This window comes from Pontibacter sp. HSC-14F20, assembly GCF_019599265.1.
Taxonomy (GTDB): Bacteria; Bacteroidota; Bacteroidia; order Cytophagales; family Hymenobacteraceae; genus Pontibacter.
Map to the genome: position 1 here is coordinate 1 of NZ_JAHZTC010000029.1, position 25,524 is coordinate 25,524.

The following is a 25,524-nucleotide window of genomic DNA, read 5'->3' on the forward strand; positions in this document are numbered from 1 at the left end:
TTGCTCACATAATGCTCCAGGTACTCTTTATCTGATTCACTCAATTTTATTTCTATCTTCTCCATGCTTCCTCCTGCTTTTAAGGAAGAAACGCAATCATTACCTACTAAGTTGACTGTGTACTAGAATACATCTCCGCCAGGTGACCGTCTTCGTCTGAAAAGATAAACCGGGCGCTGGCAGGCTGCTTGGGCAGGTTTTCCAAAAGCGATTGCCGGAAGCTTTCGCGAGTCTGGCTCAGGTACTCTGTGGCCTTGCGCTGGTGATAGAACAGGTTGGTGGTATAGATCCTGTTGTCGATGGCCGTGGTCAGGTGGTTGTTGGAATGATCGAAGGCCTCGCTGGCAGGTCCTAGTCGATAGAGCGCATTCACGATCGCATCGCTGCCGGTTACGCTCACGGCTACACGGTCGGCGTTGTATTCCATCTGGCGCGAAAGCGAAGAGTGTACCAGGTTGATTGCCTGGTAGATCAGGGCCATGAACTTGCGGATGAGCCACACCACCGGCATCAGCATCCAACCAAAAATGGCAAGCTGAATGTTCGAGCTTTTCCATTTCTCCAGCAGCTCATCCCATTTGTCGCGTTCGTACACAATACTCTGGATGATGCTGTTGGCCATGTACACGTAGCTGCCCAGTTTCATGCTGCTCTGTGAAAAGTGACCAAACTCGTGCGCCAACACCGCTTTAAATTCTGTCAGGTTGATGGCGTTGACCAGTCCCAGGCCAATCAGCAGATTTTTCTTCACTGGCAGGAAAAGGCTGAGAATGGTGCTGTTGTAAAACACACAGGCATTGATCTCGTGGTTGACATACACCTTGTGGGGGAGGGGCGCATTGGTCTCGGCGCAAAGCTGGTGGATGAAAGAGAACAGCTGTGGGTGTTCATCCTCTGTTATTTCCACGTTTAGCGGGTTGTCGGTGTCATGTTTTTTGAAGAGAAACTTCAGCATAAAACCAAACAGCATACCTGCCATACCAATAGCACCAAGCTTGAGCAGGATGGTCAAGCGGTTAAAGGTGTCCATCGGGTACATAATGGTTAGGTATAGCAGGTAACCGGCCGCAACCACCATAGACAGGTATAGGATCAGGAACACCAGCATAGCCAGCAACACATAGACAACCTGGTTTTTGTAAGATGCGGTGGGCTGTGTATAGCCAGCAGGTATACAGGGAGGACTTTCAGGGTAAAGTTGTTTCATGAAAAGGTGGGTATAGCTATTTCTTATACCTTAAATATAAGTATTATTCTATACCTGATGCTTTGGTTGGCTAGGTTTTTTTGCACCTATTACGACGAACTGTTGAGACAATAGTTTGAATGGCAAAAAGGGAATTACTGCTTTTGAGAGCTCTTGAGTAAATAATAACTGTGGATGGGGCTAATCAGAGTTGAATAATATTTCAGGGTGCTGGAGCGGCTAGATATATATGATATCAACTCTCTGTGCAACTAGTGCTTAATGGCTTTGAAGACAAGAAAAAGTAGTGTGATTAAACATTGATAAAAAAAGCGCCCGGAAAATCCGGACGCCCTTTACAAACAAACTAATCACTATTCTATCTCTTCTTGCTATACCCTCTTGCTGCGGCTATAGGCCAGGTAATATACCTGTGGCAGCACGATCAGCGAGAGAATCATACAGATCATCAGACCACCTACAATCATAATGGCAAGCGGCTTCTGAATTTCTGAGCCCATACCTGTGGATAGGGCGGCTGGCAATAAACCGGCTGAACCCATAATGGCAATCATAAACACAGGCCTAATACGGCTATACACACCCTCAGAAATAGCCTGCTGCAGTGGCAAGCCTTTGCGCAGGTACTCTTTCATCACGGCAATCAGGATGATACCGTCGATAGTGCCCACACCAAACAAGATTATAAAGCCTATACCTGCCGAAATACCGAAAGTAGTGCCCGTGAGCCATAGCGACAGGAAGCCACCGATAAAGGCGAATGGAATGGTGATAAGCGAGATAACCGTGTCTTTCAGGTTTCCGAAGTTCACAAACAGCAGGAAGAAGATCATCAGGAGCGAAATCGGCACAATGTAGCTCAAACGCTTGGTCGCTCGCTCTTTGTTCTCGAATTCACCTGCCCAGGTCAATCGATAGCTGTCTGGCAGTACTACCTGCTCTTCCACAAGTTTATGCGCCTCCTCTACGGTACTGCCCAGGTCACGGCCACGAACCGAGAACCCTACGGCAATGTAGCGACTGCTTCCTTCGCGGTAAATAAATGCAGGACCCGTAAAGAAACCCACGTCGGCAATCTCGTAAAGCGGAATCATAGAGCCGCTGTTGGCTGGCACCAGTATGTTTTTGATCTCTGCTTCGGACTTACGGAAAGGCTCCGCATAGCGTACACGCACATCAAACATGCGTTCATCTTCATAAAACGTAGTAGCTGCCTTACCGCCAATGGCCATCTCTATCACCGCCTGCGCATCGGCCATGCTCACACCGTAACGGGCCATGCGCGTTTCCTCTAGCTTAATGCGGAGCTCTGGCAAACCAATGTTGCGGTAAATGTTCAGGTCTTCTATACCTTCCACGTCCTTAATGGCGGCAGCTACCTGGTCGGCGGTGTTCTCCAGCTCAAACAGATCATTTCCGAATACCTTCACTACCAGCGAACTCTTCACCCCCGATACATACTCCTCCACGTTGTCCATGATCGGCTGACTGAAGCCAAAGGTCACGCCTGGGTATACCACCAGCGACTGTTCCATCTCCGAGAGCAGTTCCTGTTTCGATATTTTGCGGCTCCAATCGCTTTCGTCCTGAAGCTGCACGTGAAATTCGATGTTGAAGAAGCCTGTCGGGTCGGTGCCATCGTTCGGGCGACCTGTTTGCGTCAGCACAAAGGCCACCTCGTCAAACTCACGGAACTTGGCTTTCATCTCTTTGGTCAGCTTCACCGATTCATCCAGGCTTACACTATTCGGCAGCGTTGCCCTTACATACAATGCCCCCTCGTTTAGCTGCGGAATAAACTCGGTACCCAATCTACTGAAGCCGAAGCCGCAGGCAATTAACAACGCACCAAACAACATGATCGTCTGTTTCTTGTTGTATGCACCCAGTTGGTAGAGCTTGAACATGGCGCCCCGAATAAAGTTGGTGATCGGGTTTTCGCGGTCTACCACGTTTTTGTTCAGCAGCACCTTACACATGGCTGGCACATAGGTCAAGCTCAGCAAAACCGCACCAATCAGTGCATACCCCAACGTAAAGGCCAGTGGCGAGAACATCTTTCCTTCTACTTTCTGGAAAGTAAAGATTGGCATTAGCGCCACAATCAAGATGATCTGGGCAAAGAAGATGGACTTGGCAACAGAGCGTGTCTGGTTTTTGATGATCCCCAACTTGGATATCTGATTAAAACGAGGCATACCCAGCTGTTTCGCCCGTTTGTCGAGCCCTACAAACACATGCTCCACGACCACCATCGTCCCTTCCAGCAGCAGGCCAAAGTCCACCGCACCAATCGAAATCAGGTTGGCAGGCAGGCCCTGTATGCGCAGCATGATGATGGCGAACAGAAAAGCCAACGGAATAACTGAAGCCACAATCACTGTGGTACGCCAGTTGAAAAGGAAGATAAACACCAACACCGACACCAGGATAATACCCTCCAGCAGGTTGTGTGTTACGGTTCGCACGGTGTTGTCAACGAGCACAGTTCTGTCATGGAACGCTACGATCTCGACGTCCGCAGGAAGAATCCTCGTATTGAGCTCTTCTATCTTGTCCTTGAGCCTGGCAATGACATCGCTCGGGTTTTCCCCGCGCAGCATAATCACGATGCCTTGTACCAGGTCATCGTCGTCGTCCAATCCAACCTGCCCCAGGCGCGGCTTAGCTGAGATTTTGACATCAGCCACGTGCTTCACCAGCACTGGCGTACCGTTCACGTTCTCGATCAGAATGTTTTCGATATCTCCTATACTCTCCAACAAACCGACACCTCGCACGACATAGGCCTGGTCACCTTTATCGATCACATCGCCGCCTACGTTTATATTGCTGTTCCCGACGGCTTCATACACATCCAACGGAGAGAGGTTGTAATTGGCCAGCTCCACAGGGTTTACCTGTATTTCATAGATCTTCTTTTCGCCACCAAAGCTCACCACCTCGGCTATACCTGGTACGCCCACCAATTCTCGCTCTACCACCCACTCGTGCAGGGCGGCTAAATCGCTTATCTCACGTGATTTGCTTTTGAGCACGTAGCGGAAGATCTCGCCAGTGGCTCCTGATGGTGGCTCCACTTCGGCATCGGCTCCCTCAGGCAACTCAATGCTTTGCATGCGGTTGGAGGCGTACTGCTGGGCGTAAAAGTCATCCACATTCTCGTCGAACAGCACCGTCACCACCGACAGACCGAAAAGGGAGGTAGAACGCACCTCAGCTTTGCGCGGAATAGTGTTCATCTGGCGCGTGATCGGCAGCGTGATAAACTTCTCTACCTCCTCAGCACTGCGGCCAGGCCACTGGGTGATGATGCGGGCCCTCGTGTTGGTTACGTCAGGAAAGGCCTCAATCGGTGTGTTGATATAACTGATCACTCCCGCCGCTACCAGCAGCGCCGTCAGGAAAAAGACGATGATGTGGTTTTTTAGCGAGAACGATACTAAACTCTGAACAAATTTATCCATGTTGTCTGTCTGTGCTACTCGGCTTAGTTCTGAATTTGGTTATAGATCAGCAGGTGGTTTTCAGTCACCACTTTGTCTCCTTCTTTCAGGCCTTCTTTTACCATCACAGCGTTTTGGGTTTGGTACACAGGCTCCAACTGCACAATTTCAAAGCTGCAACTGTCGCGGTACACGACCAGATGATGTTTCGAATTTGTGAAAATCATTGCCTTGGCGGGGAAAGACAATAGGTGTTGCTGCGCATCGTTTTGATCAGTATTGTCTTGAGTCACAGACACATTCACAAACATCTCAGGCTTTAGGAGCAGGTCTCGGTTTTGGATGCTGATGCGCGCTTTCAGTACACGCTCTTCCGTATCGAAGGTGTTGGCTAGTCTGTCTATTTTGCCTTTGAAAACCTGGTCGGGGTAGGCGGAGGCACGTACTTCCACTTCCATACCCTGTTTCACGCTGCTCAGGTTGCCAGCGTATACATTGGCCATCACCCATACCTCTTCCAGGTCCGAAATAGAGAACAGCGGTTCGTCACCCGCCTCGACTTGCTGGCCGCTTACAATGTTTTTCGACACAATATACCCGCTAAATGGTGCCCTGATGATCAGCACGCCCCGTTCCAGACTACCACCGTAGATGCCGAGGTTTTCCTGCACTTTGGTAATCTCCAGCTGAGCCATCTCCACATCCTGTTGTGCTTCAATCAGCTCACGCTCAGAGGCAACACCGTCATCAAACATTTCCTGTGTAGCCGTAAGCTGGCGCTTTGCCAGTTTGAGTTGCGCCTGGGCTGTGCGAAGTTCTGCATTCAGGCTGCTTAGCTCAGGGCTGCGCACTTCCAGCAGCACCGTACCTTTTTTTACATGATCCCCTAAAGAGAAATTCACCTTCGACACCACGCCATCCAGCAAGGGCACGAAACGGTAGTACTTCTCGGGATTGCTCCTTACACGGCCTGTTAACTGAATATGATTGTGTTCGGAAGCAGGCACTACATCGGCCAGTTTAATGTTTTTGGCCAGCTGCGCAGGCAGGCAGTAACCTTCTTGTTGAGCAATAGTGCCTTTTTCGAGATGATCGTTCGAACTCTGGCAAGCTGTTAAGAGCACGGCAAAACATGCCGCAGCAGTAATTTTATTTAGGCGGTTTATAGAAGGGCGAATCATAAGTCAGTTCCTGTTAATAGGTTGAGTTCTTCTTTTTTAGATTCCAGGCTTCGGATGGTATCGAAGTAGAGGAGTTTGTTTTCTTTGAAGGCGTCGAAGAAGTCGAGAAACTCCAGCAGGCTGATGTTCTTGCGCTGAAAATTGCGGCTTACGCCTGCCAGCACTTCATCCAGTTCGTTAATGAAATTCCCGTCTATGGATTGGTAGAAATCTGCCAGCTGCTGGTAGTCATTGAAGGCTTTTACAACTTCGTTCTGAGCTTTATTTACCCGCAGTGCGTGCAGGTGTTTGCTTTGCTGCACCCGAGCTTGCGCCGCTCTTATATTGCCTTTGTTGCGATCGAACACGGGCAGGTCCATTGCCACGCCAAATCCGATGAAGTTGAGCAGGATGTTACCGCCGCGGTCGTAGTTGGTGTTGAACCGAAGATCTGGCACGCGCATGGTTCGCTCCAGTGTATGCTCGGCTTCGCTCACGCGAAGATCAGAAACCGCCACCCGCACAGCTGGGTTGTGTCGCTCAGCCATGGCTATTAAAATGTCGAGCGACGGCGTTTGGAGTATGGACTGGCTAGGTAGCTGACCTGCATCAGTCAGGTATAGCGTGGTATTGGCTGGCAGTAGCATCAGCGACTTCAGGTCTTTCTGCGCCTCATTGCTTTCCTGTAGCGCCTCGTTCAGTTCGGCGCGTTGCGACAGGTCCAACGCTCTGATTCGGTAGAAATCAGCCTTAGAGATGTTGCCGTTGCGCAGCTGTGCTTCCTGTGCCCGAATTAACTGCGAGAGCACATTTTGCTGCTGGCGTAGCAATTGCACATTGTTCTGGTGGAAGAGGAGCTCCGAAAGCTGTGTTCTGAATTCTGCCTTAAGCGAGAGCAGCATTTCGGAGTAGGCTGTTTGGGCCAGCTCGCTGTTGGCTACCTGCAGCGAGATGTTCTTTTTGCGCTTGCGGGCTGTTTGCACCAGTTGCTCGAGCTGCACAGATATTTGCCTGTTCTCGCCGAAGCCGTTTCGGAAAATGGGCGGGTTGCCGTCGCCGTTGGCTACCTGGTTTGGGGTCGCCCAGAAGTTCAGTTCGCTGATCTCCAGCTCAGGGTTGTGCCATGCCTTCGCCTGCAGGATCAGTGCCTCTGCCTGGTCTATATTCAGCCGTTCGGCAATTAGCGCCAGGTTCTTTTCTAGAAAAAGAGCCTCAGCCTCGACTCTCGAAAGCGCCAGTGTGTCTGACGATTGCGCCTGTACAGCTCCAAAAGGGCACAGCAGCAAAAGCCAGATAAAGTGTTTTAATAACTTGAATGTCATGTGGTGACTGTAGCTTTATTCGTGTGCTACAAAGCTACAGTCGCAACATTAAAGGCTTCTTTGGCCTGTATTAGACTTAGATTAGAGAGAAATTATATTCAGATTAGGCTACAGGAAATACCAGCCTTACTTCGGTTCCCTTGTGCGGAATAGAGGAAACAGCTAAGTCGATGTGGCAAAATTCAGCAATATGCTTCGTCAGGGATAAGCCTACACCATGGCCTGGTTTCAGATACTGGGTATTGCTGCCTCGGTAAAAAAGCTCAAACACTTTATCCTGTTCCTGCACCGGTATACCAGGTCCCTGATCCTGCACCAGCAAAGCTACTTGCTGTCGCTCGGTTAGCGTAATTTTCAAAATTACTTTCTGATCGTCTGAGAACTTCAGCGCATTGTCAATAATGTTGGTGATGGCTGTGGCAACTAGCTCAGGATGGGAGTGCAATTGCAACAGGTCGCTATCTTCCACCTCAATCAGTGTCTCTACTTCTGCATCGGGATACTTGTAATGGAGCTTTTCCAATACCTCCCAAAGCAGTTCGTCAAGCCTGAAAGGTCGGTAAGTAGCTGGTGATGTGTTATTCTCCAAGCCACTGATCAGCAGCAGTCCTTCGATGACAGAATTCAACTCTGAGGTGCTTTTTACAATCTTCTGCAGCACCTGTTGGTACTCTTTCGGGCTTCGTTCTTTGTCCAGACTAAGTTCTGCCTCACCCAAAATGGCTGCAAGCGGAGTTTTTAGCTCGTGCGAAACATTTTTCAGGAATTGCTTCTGATGATTAACGCCCGCCTCCAATCTCTCCAGCAGTGTATTGAGGGTTTGCGTCAGTTCGCTGAGTTCATCGCCTGGTTTGTTTACCTGTGGGAGGCGGGAGTTCAGGTTTTCTGTTGAAATGGTGTTTACCTTGCGCAGTATAGACGAGAAAGGCTTAAACGTTTTCTTCGCCAGCACGACATTGAAAATGTAGTTGATCAGGATTCCAATCAGGAAAAGACTGCTTAGGATAATACGCAACCTGTATAATCGGTCCTGCCCGGTCATATCCACTCCTGAGCTGACAATCACAAAATCGCCCTGGTTATCTTCATAGTAAATGCCAGCATACTGTTGTCCCTCAGCCTGGAAATGTAGCTTACCACTCCGTCGGATCTGGTTCAGGAGAAGCGCATCCACCGGATAGGAACGTATTTCCGACACAAATGCCACATTCCCATTTGCATCGTAGATCTGCACTGTTTCTTTGTCCAGCGTATTCAGGTACCTGCTTTCATACTCCTGGTACTTTTTCTTATTCAGTTCGTCTTTCTCAAGAAATATGATGGCTGATAGCAGCGCACGGTTCTCGAGCTTACTGTAGAAAGCATTGATGGTGAGGTTCCAGTACAGATAGAATATACTACCAAAAACAAGCAGCAGGGTAATAGCGCATACTAGCGTAGACCGTAGAGCAAGTTTCTGTTTAAGATTCATCTGATTTCTGCGCCAACTGGTAGCCACGCCCCTTGATGGTATGAATCAGCTTGGTCGAAAAGTTTTTGTCTATTTTGTTGCGGAGGTAGTTGATATACACATCCACTACATTGGTATTGGAGCTGAAGTGAATATCCCAAACGGCTTGTGCGATTTCAACCCTGGAAACCACCTTTTCTCTGTTTCTTAACAGGTATAGGAGCAGATTATATTCTCTGGGCGTTAGTGCTATTTCCTTTCCCGCTCTCTTCACCGAGTTCTGCTCTGTGTTTACCTCCAGGTCAGCATACTTGTCGGCTTCAAAAACACCATGCTCCAACTGCTTTCTTCTCAGGTGCGCGTTGATGCGGGCCAGCAGCTCCCTGAAGTGAAAGGGCTTCGACATGAAATCATCGGCGCCAGCCTCCAGCCCTTTGATTCGTTCTTCTGGATTCCCCAGCGCACTTAGAATGATGATGATAGAGGCGATGTTACGCTTACGTGTGATCTTGCATATTTCGAAGCCGTCTATACCTGGCAGCATGACATCCAGAATCACAATGTCATATTCATGCTGACTAATTAGTTCAGCAGCCTTGAAGCCGTCCGATACAAGCTCCACCTGGTACCCTTTCTCAGTCAGCCCTTCCTTAATAAAAGAGGCTACACTCACATCGTCTTCAACTAAGAGGCATTTTACCATGGGATTTTATAGGTATTGAAGTTAAAATTAATAAAAAATGCTCAGAAACTTTTGCCGCACCCATCGCACCTATTGCTCTAGTGGCTTGTTTGCCCTTCACACGCTCTCTGTACATGCGCCCGGAGAGCCTGAAAATAAACGCAATAAAGGATTGATGACTATCAGCTTCCGGTGATCGGAGAAAAATATAAATTTGAATTATTGCAAGTTGATTAATCTACTGGAAAACCCGACCTTTGTAGTTCTATGCAATTAGCCATCACCTCATTAAACTCGGGCAGCAACGGCAACTGTTACTACATCGGCAACGGTCGGGAAGCCGTGTTGGTGGACGCAGGTATATCATGTCGCGAAACGGAGCGACGTATGCAACGGCTTGGGCTGAGTATGCGGCAGGTAAAGGCTATTTTTGTATCGCACGAGCACTCCGATCACATCAAAGGCATACCTGTGCTGGCCCGCAAGTATAAGTTACCAGTATACATAACACCCGATACACTGTACCGCTCCCGCATGGACCTGAGTGGGGTAGAGGTGCTGTCCTTTACTGGATACGAGCCCGTGCAGATTGGTAGTTTATCAGTGACTGGATTCCCGAAATTTCATGATGCAGCAGACCCCCATAGTTTTGTGATAGAAGGTAATGGCATAAAGATCGGTGTGTTTACGGACATTGGTGCGCCCTGTGACCATGTGATCCGGCACTTCCAACAATGCCATGCTGCCTTCCTAGAAACCAACTACGATGATGGTATGTTGGAGCAGAGTTATTACCCCTATTACCTCAAGCGGCGCATTAGCGGCAATCACGGACACATGTCCAATAAACAGGCGCTGGAGCTTTTTGTCGCGCACAAACCGGCCTTTATGAGTCACGTATTCCTGTCGCACCTCTCTAAAGACAATAACTGCCCGAAACTGGCCAAGAGTTTATTCGAAACCTGCGCCGATGGTACCGAAGTGGTAGTCGCATCAAGGTTTGAAGAAACTGCCGTGTATAACATTAGCAGCCAGGGTGATATTTTCGGACGTACTTTAACTGTTAGCGATATCACGCCGGCAGGGGAGCAGCTGTCGTTGTTTTAGATTCTAAAAGCAATTAGCTCTGTCAACTAACAAGATATTATTGCGCGAGCGCCCTCTCTCGTGTTGGTTATAGAAGAGGCCTCTGGCTGATACATTGAAAAAAAGGCCAACTGAATAAACAGCTGGCTCTTTTTTGAATGGTGTCCCGTCCTAAAATAGGTTGACATTAAAATTAACCTTATATGGAAAAAGCAGCAGAGAAAAAAAGCAAGCGCAGCCAGTGCGACTACACCTTAGGCTTTAAATTGGCCGTGGTAGCCGAGGTAGAACGTGGAGATCTGACCTACAAACAAGCCCAGAAAAAGTACGGCATCCAGGGCAGAAGCACTGTGCTGGTTTGGCTTCGTAAGCACGGTCGCTTAACTTGGGACTACAATCCAAGCGCTATGCCCCAGACACCCAACCAACGCATCAAAGAACTAGAGGCCCTGCTGGCGGCTTCCGAGAAAAGAGCCCGGGAAGCCGAGCTCAAGGCCAGGCTGCTGGACACCATCATTGACGTGGCCGAGGGGCAGATGGGGATCCAGATCCGAAAAAAGCCTGTGGCGGGGCCCTCGAGCGGCTCCGCCAAAAAGAGCAAATAAGCCTTTCTGTGGCCTGCCGACTACTTGGCTTCAGCCGCCAGGCCTACTATCAGCGGCAGGCAAGAGTTCTGGAACAAAAGCAGATCGCCGATCAGGTCGTGGAGCTGGCCGGCCAGATCCGCCTGCAGATGCCGCGCCTGGGCACCCGCAAGCTCTACCACCTGCTGAAAGAGCAGCTCCAGGTGGGACGAGACAAGCTCTTTGCGATTCTAAGAGAAAGAGGCCTGCTGATCAAGCCTCGCAAAAGCTACCATAAAACGACTGATTCAAAGCACTGGATGAAAAAGCACAGGAACCTGGTGGAGGGGCTCAAAATAGAGCGCCCCGAGCAGGTGTGGGCGGCAGACATCACCTACATCCCCACCCGGGAAGGGCACAGCTACCTTTCGCTGGTCACGGACGCCTACTCTAAAAAGATCATGGGCTACCACCTCTCGGAGGACCTGCGGGCAGAGGGGCCCCTGCAGGCCCTGCGGATGGCTGTGGGCAAAAGAAAGTATGGCTTTCACCTGATCCACCATTCGGACCGGGGACTGCCCTACTGCTCTGCAGAGTACCAGCAGCTGCTGGAAAAGGCCCAGATAAAGCCAAGTATGACCGAGAAGTACGACCCCTACCAGAACGCGGTGGCTGAGCGGGTGAACGGCATTCTGAAGGATGAGTTTGCCCTCGAGCGGGGCTTTGCCCACCACCTGGAGGCCGTGGCAGTGATCCGAGAGTCAGTGGACATCTACAACTGCCTCAGGCCCCACCTCTCGTGTCATCTCCTCACACCCGAGCAGATGCACGCCCAGCAGGAACTAGAGGTGAAACAGTGGAAAAAGAAAACCTCCAATACCAGGGCATTGGAGGTCTCAAATTAAAAAGTAACTTCGTCTCAAACCCGTCAACGTATTACAGGACGAGACATGGCTTTAAGGAATTGGTTTAATAGAAGTTCAGTGCACAATTCGGACAAGTCGCGACCTGTCTCTACAGGTTATACTTCTCTATCTCTCAAGCTCCTCAACTCTTAAATTTTCTAATTCGCTCTTTTCAAATACTTGTAAAGCTCAGAGTCAGTAGACAGGATAATACTCGTTTTCTCATCAAATGATTTTTCCAGTGTTTCCATGGAGCGGAGGAAGCCGTAGAGCTCACGGGCCTGGGCGTTGCGGTTGTAGGCGGAAGCGTAGATAGATGTTGCCTGAGCGTCGGCTTTACCGCGGATGACCTCAGCTTCGCGGGTGGCTTGTGAAGTGATCTGGGCCAGGTCACGTTCTTTGTTACCCTGAATCTTGCGGGCCTCGCCCTGACCTTCAGAACGGAACTGGTCGGCGATTCGGTTACGCTCACTGATCATGCGGTCGTATACCCGGTTACGCACTTCGTCCACGTAATTCATGCGCTTAAAACGGAAATCCAAAATCTGCACACCCAGGTCAGAAGTACGCTCGTTAGCTCGTTTCAGAATCAGCGCCTCGATTTTATCACGACCTACTGATATCTTATCCAGGTTTTCTAAGTCTTCCATGATCTCGTCCGATACCTCAGGCTCCCGGTTGGTGGAACGCACAATATCAAGCAGGTCGTGGCTGGCGATGGCGTTGCGTGTCTCACCATCCAGAATATCGTCGAGGCGGGACTGGCCGGAGCGCTCGTCACGCAGGCGGATAAAAAACTGCAGCGGGTTGGTGATCTGCCAGCGGGCATAAGAGTCGACGAAGATGAATTTCTTGTCCTTGGTAGGCACCTGGTTGGCATCGCCGTCCCACTCGAGGTAGCGCTTGTCGAAGAACTGTACTTTTTGCACAATCGGGATTTTGAAATGGAGTCCCGGTTGGGTGCGGGGTTCACCTACAGGCTTACCAAACTGGGTAACAATGGCCTGCTTGGTTTCATCGAGCACAAATACGCTGGTGAAAACCAAGGTAAGCAGCAACACAGCGGCTAAGAGCGATAGTATTTTCGGAGTATTCACAGGCTATTTCGTTTGTGTTTGCGTTTTGTTTTGATCCAGGTTCAGGAGGGGAAGCACGTTGTTGCCGCGTTCGTCTACAATCACTTTCCCGCCAATTTTTGGCAGGATACGCTCCATCGTTTCCAGGTATAGACGTTTCTTGGTTACCTCCGGGGCTTTTACATATTCTTCGAAGAGGGCACTGAAACGGGCAGCCTCACCTGTGGCCACGTTCACACGCGTCAGGGCATAAGCTTCGGCCAGCTGAACAGTTTCATCAGCCTCGCCACGGGCACGCGGAATAATGCGGTTATACTCAGACTCAGCCTGGTTGATAAGGGTTTCGCGTTCCTGCTGGGCCTGGTTTACGGCGTTGAAAGAGGGCTTCACCGTTTCCGGCGGATTCACGTCCTGCAGCACTACCTGATCGATGCGGATGCCGTTTTCATACTCGTCGCACATGCGCTGCAGCAACTCTTCCATGCTGCTGGCCACTTCCTGACGACCGACGGTGAGTACTTCATTCACGGTACGGTCACCTACAATTTTGCGCATCGCTGACTCCGACATATCGCGCAGGGCTTTTTCAGCATCGCGCACTTTGAACAGGTAATTGTAAGAATTCACGATCCGGTACTGTACCACCCACTCCACATTGGCCAGGTTCAGGTCGCCGGTCAGCATCAGCGATTCGTCGTTGAAATTCGCATCGGAGTACTGGGTATTTCGTTCGGTATTCGCGGTTCTGAAACCAAACTCCTGCTTGAGCTGGCGCTGCACCGGAATCTTCTGCATTTCCTCTATACCGAAAGGCAAAATAAAGTTTAGTCCGGGCTGCACGGTGCGGTCGTAATGACCTACATACATCACTACGCCTTCTTCTTCAGGGCCCACTGTTTTGACGGAAGTGAGCAAGATGATCAGCAAAAACAGTCCGAGTAAAATTTTGCGGAAGTGCTTGCTGAGCAGAAACATATAATACTGGAAGCGGTAGTTCGGCTCGGCCATCGGGGGTGCGTTAATTTGTTGATAGCGTTAAGATAACTAAAATATCTTAATATGTTGATGTCTTGATAGGTATAGCAAAACTGCTTTGCGGTGATTGCAGGCAGGTATAGGTATGTTGTGGAAACCCGGCGGGAGAATGTTTCTAAGCTTTTTCCGGTTTTCTTCGTACAGGGGAAAAGCGATTATACCGCCTTTATTTTGTCTTGTTCACTTAGCCTAAAACCGATATGAAACATTTTGTAGCAATTGTTTTCTCCCTACTCACAGGGTATAGCATCCAGGCTCAGAGCACTTCTATACCCAGTGCTGAGAATCAGATAAAAACCGCAGTGATGGCAGCCCCTGCCGAAATGCGGGAGGGCGCTACCGTGTTGGGTTATAATCAGAAAGGAGAGGTCGTTACATTGCGAAAAGGCACGAATGAACTGATCTGTTTAGCGGACGACCCGAATCAAGCCGGCTTTTCGGTGTCGTGCTACCACCGCGACCTGGAGCCTTTTATGTCCCGTGGCCGCGAACTGCGCCGACAAGGTATGAGCGCCAATGATATTTTCGAGACGCGTGAAAAAGAAGCTAAAAGCGGAAAACTGACCCTGCCCAAGCAAGCCACATCGCTCTTCGTGTACAGTGCACCGGAGGAGCAGGTGAACATGCGCACCGGCGAAGTGGCCGATGGATACCTGCGCTACGTGGTTTACATTCCCTGGGCCACCGCCGAGAGCACCGGCCTACCGCTCAAGCCCGATCAAGGCTCCGTTGCCATGCCTTGGATCATGCATCCCGGCACACATGGGGCGCATATCATGATCAACCCGCCGAGAAGCAAGGCAGGACAATAGACGGTACTGGCTTCCTATACCTGAGCAAAGATGTTTACCAAGAATAAATGCGCGGCGTTAGCGCTTGTTTACCAGTTTGTCGACCCCCTTTAGTAGGAAAATAGCCATAACACCGCTGACGGCGATTATTTTAATGATTCTTTCCGGATCCGGGATGGACTTGAACTTTGTGTTACCGTCTTTTATTTCGATATAACCCACCGGTTTAATGGCCACGCCACCGCCGCCGCCTATTCCTTCTTCGCCCGCTTTGGAGCCACTGCCACCACCAAAACCATACATGGCCTTGGCCGCAGGTATAACCGTAACGCCGTCCCGCTCCACCGGCTCACCGTAAATCGTGCTGGCATTTGCTGATATACCCAGCCGCTGCGCCAGACGCTCAATAAAACTGTTCTGATCTTTCTTTGCTACCTCTTCCATGTGCTAAAGTTTGATGTGTTTAGAAATGATGTCCTGATAAGTTAGTTGTACGTGATGGAACCGAATCGATTCAGAAAAGCCGGAGAGCGGCAGTGTATACGGGGTAGGCAATACTTACGGGAAGGTATAGGTATAAAAAAACAGACCCGTACATCGCTTCGGGTCTGTTTTTGAGAGCGGACCAGGTATACAATACCAGGCCGTTTTACTAATACTATTTTCCCTGGAGAGCTGTAATTTCTGAAAGCAAGGTATAAGAATGCTGTCGCTTCTCCGGATCAAAAATGCCCGTTGAGATCATCAGCTCATCCACCTGTGTTTCCTCCACGAAGGCTTCCAGTTCTTCCTGCACCGATTTCTTGCTGCCCACAAAACTGTAGCGCAACATTTGCTTCACCGCATACTCCTCTTGCAGACTCCAACGGTCCTTCATACTTTCCACGGGTGGCTGCATTGGCAAGGCTTTGCCCTGTATCACGTTCAGGAAGGACTGGTAAAGAGAAGTTGCCAGATGATTTGCCTCCGCGTCTGTGTCAGCGGCCACCACGTTCACGCAGGCCATGGCGTAAGGCTCCTGCAGCTGCTCAGACGGCCTGAAACTGTCGCGGTATACCTTGAGAGCATGGTGCAGGGCGGCAGGGGCGAAGTGACTGGCAAAAGCATAAGGCAAGCCCATGATACCGGCCAGCTGTGCCCCAAAAGTGCTCGAGCCCAGAATCCAGACAGGTATATCGAGGCCCTCGCCAGGTATAGCGCGCACCTTGGCTGTGCTGTTTTCTTTGCTCAGGTACTGCTTTAACTCAGCCACATTGTTCGGGAAATCTTCCACATTGCCCTGCAGGTCGCGGCGAAGGGCGTAGGCTGTTACCTGGTCGGTGCCGGGCGCACGGCCCAGCCCAAGGTCTATGCGGCCGGGGTACAGGCTCTCAAGTGTGCCAAACTGCTCTGCTACTACCAGCGGGGCATGATTGGGCAGCATGATACCACCGGAGCCTACCCTCAAAGTAGATGTACCACCGGCAATGTAACCGATCAGTACGACCGTTGCGGAGCTGGCAATACCGGGCATGTTGTGGTGCTCCGCCAGCCAGTAACGGGTATAGCCCAGCTGCTCGACGTGGCGTGCCAATTCCAGACTGTGGTGAAAGGAGTCGTGGATGCTTTTGCCGGTGCGGATCGGCACCAGGTCGAGTACGGAGAGTTTGATATCGCTTAGCTTTTTATCTGCCATGGTTATGTTTTGTTTGTCCTTGATTAGCACACACCCCCCACTTCGCATCTGTTGCCTTCGATGTCGAGCTTCTGGATGGTAGGTGCTACTTGCTTGAATACATTCAGGAAAGTTTCGGCAGGCTGGGCACCGCTCACCAGGTATTGGTCGTTGATTACAAAGGCGGGCACCCCGGTTATACCTGCGGACTGGGCAAAATCTTCCATCTGGCGTACTTCCAGTTTGCCTTCTTCGCCTTCAAAAAAGTTCTCTAAACGCTCAGCCGGTATACCTTGCGTTGTCCCTATTTCCTTGAGTACCGCCGTGTCGTTCATCTGGAGGTTGTCAGTAAAATACGCTTTGAACAACGCACTCGCTACTTCGTGCTGCACACCGTACTGGCCAGCCAGCCAGATCAGGCGGTGACCATTAAAGGTGTTGTTCACCGTCATACCTTCCGAAAAGTTGAACTGTATACCTTCCTCAGCACCGGCCTCGGTCATGCGCTGGTCCATTGCCGGCACCTGTGCCACAATTTGCTCGCCGTAGTTGCCCTTAAAGTAGTCGAGGCGGCCCAGGCCATCCTGTGGGATATTCGGGTTAAGCTCAAAAGCTTTGAAACTAATCTCGGCTTCGTATTGGTCTCCTACCTGCTGCAGCGCTTTGTCGAGTCTACGCTCGCCCACGTAGCACCAGGGGCAGTTAATGTCGGAAAAGATGTCTATTTTGATTTTCTGCTTTGTCATGGTCATTAATTTAAATGCGTAAGCCGGCGGCTACCCGATTGAGGCAGCCGCCGGCTGAAACATGCTGTGCTGAAGCTTATGCTTCCAGTACGAATTTTTCTTTCTGGCGTCTTACTTTCGGCAGTTTTACCAGCCAGTCGTTGGCGGTGTCGCGGTAACCAAGCGGCATCAGGGTAACGCTTCTCAGGCCCTTTTCAGGCAGATTGAGCAGTTTGTCCAGCGCAGCGGCATCAAAACCCTCCATCGGGGTGGCGTCCACTTTTTCGGTGGCAGCAGCTACCAGTCCCACCCCAAAAGCGATGTATGCCTGGCGTGCAGCCCAGTTGAAATTCTGCTCCTGTGTATTGCCTTTGGCTGTACCTAACAAGGTGTTTTTAAAGTCCTGCAGGTTCTCGACAGGCATGTTGCGCTCTGAAGCCGTGTGCGAAATAAACTCGTCGATATGCGCAGGAGTCACATTGTCCCAGGCGGCGAATACCAGCAGGTGAGAACTTTCCTCGATCTGCGGCTGATTGTAAGCAACCGACCTGATCTGCTTTTTCAGTTCTTCGTCCTCAATCAACAGCACCGAATAAGGCTGCAGACCCATCGAGGAAGGAGCGAGTCGAATGGCCTCCAAAATACGTTCTACTTTATCGGACGGCACACGCTGGCCGTTCATGCGTTTGGCGGCGTAACGCCACTGCAAAGTTTCTAGGATATTCATGTCTATACAACAGTTAAATACTTAGTATCGTTTCAATACTAAGTTACTTTTGGTAACTCAAAGGTATTTGTTAAATTTGTACCTGTCAAGCAGGCACTTTAGCCGCACCTAGTAACATGGAAGTAACTATAGTTGATAATCAGCGACTTGCAATCCAGAAAAAGATTGATAAAGTTTTGTGCAGCAAAGCAGATGTTACCTCCTGCTGCCCGGTAAAGGACATTCTGGCCCGCTTCGGAGACAAGTGGTCCATCTATACCATTCTCACGCTAGGGAAAGAGGAGATACTGCGCTTCAACGAACTGAAAAGCCAGATCAACGGCGTTTCGCAACGCATGCTCACTGTCACGCTCCGCTCGCTGGAAGAAGACGGCCTGGTGAACAGACAGGTATATCCCGAAATTCCGCCCCGCGTAGAGTACAGCCTGACGCCGCTGGGGCAGGGCTTGCTGCTGCAACTCCTCCAACTCGCCGATTGGGCCAAGCTGAATATTGACCAGATACTGGCAGCGCGCGAAAAGTACGCGTACAAGGTATAGCTACCCGCTTGTAAGGTATAATGAATATTAAAAAGCCCGCCGTTTGAACAACAGCGGGCTTTTTAGCAGGTATAATTTCTATTAAGGATTCGCTCTTCCCAGGCTCACATCAAAGGTAGTTATACCCCGGCCGGGCCTACCAGCGTCGGATATACCTTCCATGATCGCTCTGTAAGTTGTGTTGCGGTCGGCAGCGTAGAAGGAGACAGTTGCTTTACCTGCCGCATCCGTCTGCACGTTTGGGTTCCAGTACAGTGTTGTGCGCAGGTCGGGCTCGCGACTGGTGGGTGATTTGCCGTCGTAAGTTGGACTGTAGAATTCCCGTACCTTGCTATAGCCCTGTGCCCTGTGGATGATGATGTACTTGCCGGGCTCCACTTCCTGCATCGCCTCATTTCCCTGACGGGTATAAAGCGCAATCACACCTCCCGAAGCACGGCCACCGTACAGACTGGCGCTGGCCGGACCTTTCAGAATCTCGATGCGGCTAATATTGAACTGGTTCATATGTGAGGTGAAGCCCTCTTTGACAGGTAATCCGTCAATCAGATATAGCGGGGCGGTATTGCTGCCCCGGATGCGTACCCTGAAGTCACCTGGACCTGCGCGGTATACCTGAACACCTGCTACACGTCCCTGCAAGGATTCTATCACATTGCCGGAAGGAGCAACCGGAAGCTCTTTCACATCAATCACAGCATCTGCTTCCCGGTGGAGTTTAAAGGGTTGTACCATATCCGCTTCTCCCTGAATCTCTACATCTTTCAGTAAGATGCCTTTCAGCGTCAGTTCGGTGTTTACCTCGTCAGCCGCAGCCATTTCTACTTTGCTGGCCGTAAGCAGATCCGGGCTGGCACTGGCTACCAGTTCTGAAGTTTGTGGAACAGGTATAGCCGGAAACTTCGGCTGGAAATCCTGCTCGTCGATCTGCACTTGCAAATGTTTGCGGCGGCCACGGGCATCGGTCCCCTGCACCACCATATCTATAGGTCCGGTAAAATCAAAACCTTCGAAAGCAAACCGTCCGTCTTTGTCAGTTTCAGTGGTGATGAAGGCCAGGTGCTGCCCTTTCAGGTATAGCAGCGCTTCGCCGCCCTTCACCGGTTTGCCTCTGTCGGTCAGCAAAGTACCGCGCACGGCAAGGTCTGTTTCCGGACTGTGCTTTAACGCAGGAAATCGACCCTTAGCGAGTTGTTGCCAGCCAAATCGACGCCAGCCCTGCGTCATCAGCAGGTATGAGAGAGCCTCTTGACGAGTCGCATCATCTTTTTCAAAATAGTAGGCCGGGTTCTGCACATAGCCGCGCAAGTCAGAGGTCAATAGCAGGTAGGCGTTGATGTTGAGTCCCTGCAATTCGGGCGTTACCAACTCATCGTCGGTGATGGCCAGCGAGAAGTCCGTAGATACCGGATTGCCTTGCTTGTCGCGGGCCAGTACCTGCATTGTCACACGCTCACGTCCCGCGTAGGTTTTCTTGTCAGTAGTCAGGCTGATGTTCAGGTTATCTTGTCGATCAATGAAAACCAGACGCTCTGCCAGTGGCTCACCATTGGACTTGGCCAAATTAAAGCGGGCTATACCTGTCGGGAAGTCCGCTTTGGCGATCTGCTTGCTGAAAGTCTGGCCTGCCTGCAGATTGATTTGCTCGGCGTACTGCACCGCATCGCGGCTTATACCTGTCAGCACCAGCGACTGCTGGCCGGAGGCATTACCTGTAACATTTACCTGAAGTTGATCCGGATTAGCAGTCTCGTTTACGCTTAGCACAAAACCCGCCGATTTTGCTTCCGGTAAGGTATACTCAGCTTTGCTACCATCTTCAAAAGTCACCCGGGCTGTGTAACGCTGGCCCTGCTGAGGTTGCAGCGCAAAGGCGCCCATACCTAGGTGAGTATCTTTAAAGTCGAACAGCTTCTGGTTTTGCGCATCATACACAGCACCTGTCACGGCTGTGCCTGTTCCGTCAGGTTTGGTGGCTTTAAAGGCTACGCGGCTTTGCATCCCCTGCAGCAGATCACCACCCTCCGGGAAAAACTGCAAATCGATTCTCTGCGTGGTTTTAGCCTGTTTTTCTGCTGCCGCCTTTTCGCCTATGATGCTGATCTCTTTCCGGAAGAAATTCTCCTCACCGTAATTGCGCATCCACTGGGTATAGCCAGTCAGCGTGTACTGCCCCACAGGCAGATTAGCGGGCAAAATAATGTCGCCGTTAGCCTTGCCGTTTTCAGCTTTCAGTTTCAGATGCTGCACAGCTTCGTTGTTAGCATTTAACAAATCCACGTACAGCACACTACTTTTTGCAGTCGGCTGCAGACTGGCGGCATCTACAACATAGCCTTTGAGCCAGATCTGCTGACCTGGCGTATAGCGTGGCTTGTCCAGGTGTATGTATACCTTTTCTGGGGCGTAAGTTGTGCGCCAGCTCGCCAGGTGCGTCTCCAGTTTCTGAAGCAGGTCCGTTTGCGGACTGACGAAGGCCAGTGACACAAATGCCAGTAAGAGCACCGGCAGCAGGTAAGCCCATTTTATTGTTGATTTATCTTCAGTCATATCTCCCTCCATTTCTAAAACATCTCTACTATTAGAAACAAAAACGAGTGCAAAAATCATTCCTTAGACCGGCGTACCCGTGACTGTAATGGAAGAATGTGCTCCGCTAAAGCAGCAGCGAATCGATGCGGTTGGCTTGGACCATGTTCTCGCAACCTGACCAACTGAAAATGGTGAAGCGGCCGTCCTGGGAAGCAACTAGGGCAATTGCATCGCGCTGGTCATGCACGAACTGGGCCGCTGATAAATGTCGCGTGCCACCGCTCAGCGCCGGCTGGTCTATGGTGGCCTCACCGCCAACGACAGGTTCTGTCAGAATCAGCTTGTCTACCGGATTGTTACCTCGTTTGCGGTTAATTTTGGCACCGAAGCCATAGAGCTCATACCTGTCACTGATGATGGTGGCTCCGTCCACAGCTGTGAATCCGGCCATCGCGTCAATCGCCCGTTTCATTTCATCCTGCCAGCGCAGGTCCTTATCGTCTTTCCGGAGCATCAATTTTGCCAATTCAGAGTAGGCGGGCCCTACAGCATACCGCATCGGGTGGCGGATCGATTGGCGCCATTCTTCCGAACCGGCAGGAACAACCAGCAGGATGCCCCCTTTCTGATGCGAGCGCATCGACACTGCCAATTGCACGAGCACATTCAGTGACTTATTCCAGACGCTCAGCGAACTGAAGCCCAGAAGGGAGTACAACAGATCGGGACAGTCGGGGAGGTGCACACTTTTTTCATTTACTATCTTCACCTGATCCCCGGTAAGCACGGCCACGTTCACAAATTTTCCAAAGCCATCCTGCCGGCGGTGCTTGATCACCAGCAAACCCGGCTCTGACACATCGAGCACAAAGCAAAAGTTGGGAATGCTGCGTGTCATGCCCCAGATGTGCAGATAGTCTCCTTCGTACCACACGCCCAGGTGAATGCCCGGCCGCTCCACACCCGGTCCGATCTTGGTGAGTACCGCAGGAGAGAGGGTCAGGTGATGCTCAAACAGCAGCGGCTGCTCACACTGTTCGGGTGGCAGAAAGGCAAGCGATATTTTTGGTGACTGTCCTTCTTCCCGCCGCAGGCTCGCCCAGAAGGCAGCGTCGATCATGGTTTCGATGATGCGGGCCGGGGGGATGGTCGCCAGATTGGTATCGTTAAGTGCTTTGGCCGCTTCTATCTGGCTGGAAAAATGGTTTTCTACGATCTGGGCTACTTCACGGGCGGCCTTGTATGTCGATTTACCGATCATCTTTGTCTTCGGGTTTTCAGGTATAGACGGCAGTACGAAGGCACGAAATATTGTTGCACTGCCATAAATTTTTTATACGGTGTTCTGCACAAAAACTTACAAATGCTTTTTTTGCTGATAGTTATCGGAGAAACCGCTATAGCTAAAAACAGTACAGCCGTTGCAGAAAGTCTGCAGCGGCTGTACTTTAAAATATCAGGTATAAACCTGTGTAGTTAAGCCTTAGTCGAGACCACCTTTGCGGGTTGCTGGTCTTGCCTGTGGCCAGGCCATTTGCTCGCCTGTACGTGGGTTAACCGGCATTATGCTACGCTCACGTGATACGAGTTCCGGCTCTTCGCTGGCCATGTATGCCAGAATAGCCGTCAGAATAACGTTGCTGCGCACATCATCGAACACCACTTTGTCGTAGGTGTCGCGGTTGGTGTGCCAGGTATAATTGCCATAAGACCAGCTCAGAGAGCTCAGCATAAAGGCAGGAATATTGTGCGGAATGAAAGAAGCATGGTCAGAACCGCCGCCGCCCGGGAAACCAGGGTAAGAGGTCTGAATGTCTTTCGTGATTTCACGCGGTACTGCGTTCAGCCAGCGGCCCATGTAATCATAAGAGTTCAGGAAACCCTGACCAGAGATGTTGGCCACGCGACCTGTACCGTTGTCCTGGTTGAAAACAGCCTGTGTCTTCTTCACAATTTCCGGGTTATCTTCCACGAAAGCGCGCGAACCGTTCAGGCCCTGCTCTTCGCTTCCCCAGTGACCTACCAGGATGGTACGTTTCGGATTCGGGTATACCTGCTTCAGAATGCGCATTACTTCCATCATCAGGATCGTGCCGGTGCCGTTATCTGTAGCACCTGTACCGCCATCCCATGAGTCAAAGTGAGCTGACAGGATCACGTACTCATCCGGCTTCTCAGAGCCTTTGATCTCAGCGATGGTATTGAACGTAGGAACCGGCTTCTTGGCATGTTTCGACTCGGCTACTACTTTAATGCGTGGCTTGCTGCCGTTCTCGGCCAGACGGTATAGCATACCGTAGTCCTCGAGGGCGATATCAACTGTAGGGATTTTCTTGGTATAAGCGCTGAATACTTTGTTCACGCCAAAACCTTGTGACCAGTTTGACATCACGATACCAGCGGCACCAGCCTGCTCAAGAGCAACAGGCAGCGTGCGGGCGTTTTTGCCGGTAGCGGCAATGCGCTTGCGGTACGCTTCGTTGTGCTCGTCACGCACTTTCTTCATTTTCTCGAAAGACTCCTCTGTAGCAAACTCTTTCCAGTTGTATTCCGGGCGGCCACTTGGCTGGTTCATCGAGATCATGACCATTTTGCCTTTCACACTTGGCAACCAACGCTGGAAAGCAAGTGAGTCAGCAAAGTCAGGCATGGTGATCACTTCAGCTGTTACACCTTTAGAAGGAGTAGCCGGGCTCCAGGCCAGCTGCATGCCTTCAATTGATTTTACACGTGGGTGCACCATGTCAATGTGCGTAATACCGCGCTCCCAGCCACGCCACTCGCCGTAGTTTTGGTTGCGGGCATCAATTCCCCAGCTCTTGTACTTGTTTACAGCCCAGTCTCCGGCCTGCTGCATTTGCGGAGTGCCTACCAATCTTGGTCCGATACCGTCCATCAGTTCGTGGCCCAGTTTCTCGAGCTGCGAGTTTTCAGTGGCCATCTTGATGATGTTCTGGATAACAGGGTCCTGAGGTTTCTGTGCCTGCTGTTGCTGTTGTGGTCGCTGCGCCAGGGTGACATGGCCCACGCTGCCCGTCAGCATCAACGCCAGCGCTAAAATGCGAATAGGGTTTTTCTTCATGGTTAAGATTAAAGAATGGATTGTTTGTATGAAATGTTAAGGGTATGCCCGCTCAAGATAGTAAATTTGTGTTAGTTATGCCGAAAGTGCTATATAGACTTTTGAATGCCGCTTTGGTTTAATAGCCGATAAAATTTTAAGGTATAGGGGTTGTCTTCACCCCAGATCAAAGTTTTCCACTTCTGCAACAGCCCCCGGTATAAAGGCTTTCAGCCGGATATTCCCAATCCGCACACGCACCAGCCGCAGCGTCGGAAAGCCCACGGCAGCGGTCATTTTGCGAACCTGCCGGTTTTTACCTTCCGAAATGGTGATGGATACCCAACTGGTCGGACCGTGACGGTCGTCGCGGATGCGGCGGCTCCGTTCTGGGAAATCGGGTGCATCTTCCAGGCGAAAAGCGGTGCAGGGGCGGGTGCCGTATTGTTCACCATACAAGCCGATCGCGACGCCTTCCTGCATTTGCGCAATGGCTTCGTCGGTGATCAGGCCGTCTACCTGCGCGTAATATTCCTTCTCCACATGCCGGCCGCGGACCAGTTCACTCGTTTTGCCGTCAGTGGTGAGCAGGAGCAGGCCCTCGCTGGCTTCGTCGAGCCGACCGATGGCCATGGTGCCGGCCGGGAAGTCGTGCAAATCGCCGAGAAGCTTTTTCTTTTTCTTGTCCGTGACGAACTGGCTGATGTAGCCGTAAGGTTTGTGCAAAATAAAATGCCGGTGCTGCATGCAGGCGAAGGTATAAAATCAGGTATAGAATTGGCCGCAAGATAGACAAAACCCCTGAATTTATCGGCAGGCACCAGAAAGGGAGCAGCTAGCTTCCCGTAATAGGATAAACATAAGACGAGCCCTGCCTGGGAACAGACCACTGCTATACCTTGTTCATTCTAACACGGGACTAGTGACAGCCCGCACAACCGCTTCCGCGTATAGAAGTTAAAAAAAGCCGGTCAGGTTTTGCCAGAAACACGTGCAGAAAGGAAATAAACCGGCTATACTTGGTACTTCCTGGTTACATGCGTTTTGCCGGCACTTGATTACATCAATTTATTTTGCTTCTTTACATAGTAATTGAGCATTTAACTTTATCAATACGAAGGTGATTTTTTGGATATTCTTAATAGCAGCTTTATTGGGTTACATCGTGGGGCATTATGTTATGCCGAACCGGAAACTGCGCAAGGCCCTGCAGGATGTGCGCACGCAATGTGCCGCCGCGCTTGAGGAAGGCAACAAGGGCGTGTATAAAACGATCGTGAACGACAACGGCAAATCCTCTGAGCTGGTGGTAGAAGTGCGTGAACTGGCCATTACCAAGACCGGGCAGGTGAAGGTGGAATACGTGAGCGCACAGTACCGCAACCCGGATTTCAGGACAAAGAAAGGGGAAGCCCTGCTGAATGAAGTGCGCGACCTGTTGGGCGAGTACCTGCCCCTCAACGACATTGAGTGGTATGAAACCACCGACCGGCACGAGAACATCAAAAAGTACTTAAACTCATTAGACCTAATCAACCACAACCTTTTCAGGTAATAAAACAA

At 50.8% G+C, this 25,524-nt stretch carries 21 protein-coding genes; 5 read left to right on the forward strand and 16 right to left on the reverse strand.

What is annotated here, in order from left to right; translation table 11 throughout:
* Window positions 1-106 precede the first annotated feature (106 nt).
* The 6 genes from K3G39_RS19380 to K3G39_RS19405 form a co-directional block, all read right to left on the reverse strand.
* Window positions 107-1,207: a M48 family metallopeptidase gene (locus K3G39_RS19380; protein ID WP_220627833.1), complete on the reverse strand. Its 1,101-nt coding sequence runs from the start codon at window positions 1,205-1,207 to the stop codon at window positions 107-109.
* Window positions 1,208-1,578: 371 nt separating this feature from the next.
* The gene (locus K3G39_RS19385) at window positions 1,579-4,674 is read right to left on the reverse strand and encodes an efflux RND transporter permease subunit (protein ID WP_220627834.1); all 3,096 of its coding nucleotides are present in this window, start codon (window positions 4,672-4,674) and stop codon (window positions 1,579-1,581) included.
* Between the two features lie 23 nt (window positions 4,675-4,697).
* Window positions 4,698-5,834 carry an efflux RND transporter periplasmic adaptor subunit gene (locus tag K3G39_RS19390; protein WP_220627835.1) on the reverse strand — a complete coding sequence of 379 codons (1,137 nt, stop codon included), beginning with the start codon at window positions 5,832-5,834 and terminating at the stop codon, window positions 4,698-4,700.
* The gene (locus tag K3G39_RS19395) at window positions 5,831-7,135 is read right to left on the reverse strand and encodes a TolC family protein (protein WP_220627836.1); all 1,305 of its coding nucleotides are present in this window, start codon (window positions 7,133-7,135) and stop codon (window positions 5,831-5,833) included. Before K3G39_RS19395 ends, K3G39_RS19390 begins: the two co-directional genes overlap by 4 nt.
* 103 nt (window positions 7,136-7,238) lie before the next feature.
* Window positions 7,239-8,606 carry a HAMP domain-containing sensor histidine kinase gene (locus tag K3G39_RS19400; protein ID WP_220627837.1) on the reverse strand — a complete coding sequence of 456 codons (1,368 nt, stop codon included), beginning with the start codon at window positions 8,604-8,606 and terminating at the stop codon, window positions 7,239-7,241.
* Window positions 8,596-9,288, reverse strand: a complete 693-nt coding sequence (locus tag K3G39_RS19405; protein WP_220627838.1) for a response regulator transcription factor — start codon at window positions 9,286-9,288, stop codon at window positions 8,596-8,598. Before K3G39_RS19405 ends, K3G39_RS19400 begins: the two co-directional genes overlap by 11 nt.
* A 246-nt stretch (window positions 9,289-9,534) precedes the next feature.
* On the opposite strand from K3G39_RS19405, the gene K3G39_RS19410 reads away from it, so the two are divergent.
* Both K3G39_RS19410 and K3G39_RS19415 read left to right on the forward strand, forming a co-directional pair.
* Complete coding sequence (locus tag K3G39_RS19410) at window positions 9,535-10,374, forward strand: MBL fold metallo-hydrolase (RefSeq protein WP_220627839.1); 840 nt, start codon at window positions 9,535-9,537, stop codon at window positions 10,372-10,374.
* A 182-nt stretch (window positions 10,375-10,556) separates the two neighbouring features.
* Window positions 10,557-11,821, forward strand: a protein-coding gene (locus K3G39_RS19415; RefSeq protein WP_220627840.1) for an IS3 family transposase whose coding sequence is annotated in 2 segments (ribosomal slippage) — window positions 10,557-10,923 and window positions 10,923-11,821 — 1,266 coding nt in all. Because the reading frame shifts where the segments join, the coding sequence is not laid out codon by codon here.
* 158 nt (window positions 11,822-11,979) lie between these two features.
* Here K3G39_RS19415 and hflC read toward each other — a convergent pair.
* Both hflC and hflK read right to left on the reverse strand, forming a co-directional pair.
* On the reverse strand, window positions 11,980-12,918 hold the full coding sequence (gene hflC / locus K3G39_RS19420; RefSeq protein WP_220627841.1) for a protease modulator HflC: 939 nt from the start codon (window positions 12,916-12,918) through the stop codon (window positions 11,980-11,982).
* 3 nt (window positions 12,919-12,921) lie between these two features.
* Window positions 12,922-13,905, reverse strand: a complete 984-nt coding sequence (gene hflK, locus K3G39_RS19425; protein ID WP_220627842.1) for an FtsH protease activity modulator HflK — start codon at window positions 13,903-13,905, stop codon at window positions 12,922-12,924.
* A 227-nt stretch (window positions 13,906-14,132) separates the two neighbouring features.
* On the opposite strand from hflK, the gene K3G39_RS19430 reads away from it, so the two are divergent.
* The gene (locus tag K3G39_RS19430) at window positions 14,133-14,744 is read left to right on the forward strand and encodes a hypothetical protein (protein ID WP_220627843.1); all 612 of its coding nucleotides are present in this window, start codon (window positions 14,133-14,135) and stop codon (window positions 14,742-14,744) included.
* Between the two features lie 57 nt (window positions 14,745-14,801).
* Here the strand turns inward: K3G39_RS19430 and K3G39_RS19435 are convergent, their stop codons facing one another.
* The 4 genes from K3G39_RS19435 to K3G39_RS19450 all read right to left on the reverse strand — a co-directional run bounded on the left by K3G39_RS19435 (window position 14,802) and on the right by K3G39_RS19450 (window position 17,829).
* On the reverse strand, window positions 14,802-15,167 hold the full coding sequence (locus tag K3G39_RS19435; RefSeq protein ID WP_220627844.1) for a spore germination protein GerW family protein: 366 nt from the start codon (window positions 15,165-15,167) through the stop codon (window positions 14,802-14,804).
* 214 nt (window positions 15,168-15,381) lie between these two features.
* Complete coding sequence (locus K3G39_RS19440; RefSeq protein WP_220627845.1) at window positions 15,382-16,398, reverse strand: LLM class flavin-dependent oxidoreductase; 1,017 nt, start codon at window positions 16,396-16,398, stop codon at window positions 15,382-15,384.
* A gap of 23 nt (window positions 16,399-16,421) precedes the next feature.
* Window positions 16,422-17,123, reverse strand: a complete 702-nt coding sequence (locus tag K3G39_RS19445; protein ID WP_220627846.1) for a DsbA family oxidoreductase — start codon at window positions 17,121-17,123, stop codon at window positions 16,422-16,424.
* Between the two features lie 76 nt (window positions 17,124-17,199).
* On the reverse strand, window positions 17,200-17,829 hold the full coding sequence (locus K3G39_RS19450; RefSeq protein ID WP_220627847.1) for an NAD(P)H-dependent oxidoreductase: 630 nt from the start codon (window positions 17,827-17,829) through the stop codon (window positions 17,200-17,202).
* Between the two features lie 116 nt (window positions 17,830-17,945).
* On the opposite strand from K3G39_RS19450, the gene K3G39_RS19455 reads away from it, so the two are divergent.
* Window positions 17,946-18,368, forward strand: a complete 423-nt coding sequence (locus K3G39_RS19455; protein ID WP_220627848.1) for a helix-turn-helix domain-containing protein — start codon at window positions 17,946-17,948, stop codon at window positions 18,366-18,368.
* 81 nt (window positions 18,369-18,449) lie between these two features.
* Here K3G39_RS19455 and K3G39_RS19460 read toward each other — a convergent pair whose 3' ends face one another.
* From K3G39_RS19460 to K3G39_RS19475, 4 genes are all read right to left on the reverse strand, one after another.
* Window positions 18,450-20,918, reverse strand: a complete 2,469-nt coding sequence (locus tag K3G39_RS19460) for a TonB-dependent receptor plug domain-containing protein (RefSeq protein WP_220627849.1) — start codon at window positions 20,916-20,918, stop codon at window positions 18,450-18,452.
* Between the two features lie 106 nt (window positions 20,919-21,024).
* Window positions 21,025-22,161 (reverse strand): putative sensor domain DACNV-containing protein, encoded by a 1,137-nt coding sequence (locus tag K3G39_RS19465; RefSeq protein ID WP_220627850.1) that lies wholly within the window; start codon window positions 22,159-22,161, stop codon window positions 21,025-21,027.
* Window positions 22,162-22,383: 222 nt separating this feature from the next.
* On the reverse strand, window positions 22,384-23,982 hold the full coding sequence (locus K3G39_RS19470; RefSeq protein ID WP_220627851.1) for a M20/M25/M40 family metallo-hydrolase: 1,599 nt from the start codon (window positions 23,980-23,982) through the stop codon (window positions 22,384-22,386).
* 156 nt (window positions 23,983-24,138) lie between these two features.
* Complete coding sequence (locus tag K3G39_RS19475; RefSeq protein WP_220627852.1) at window positions 24,139-24,708, reverse strand: pseudouridine synthase; 570 nt, start codon at window positions 24,706-24,708, stop codon at window positions 24,139-24,141.
* Window positions 24,709-25,081: 373 nt separating this feature from the next.
* Here K3G39_RS19475 and K3G39_RS19480 point away from each other — a divergent pair, with 373 nt between their 5' ends.
* Window positions 25,082-25,516, forward strand: a complete 435-nt coding sequence (locus K3G39_RS19480; RefSeq protein WP_220627853.1) for a hypothetical protein — start codon at window positions 25,082-25,084, stop codon at window positions 25,514-25,516.
* Window positions 25,517-25,524: the final 8 nt, after the last annotated feature.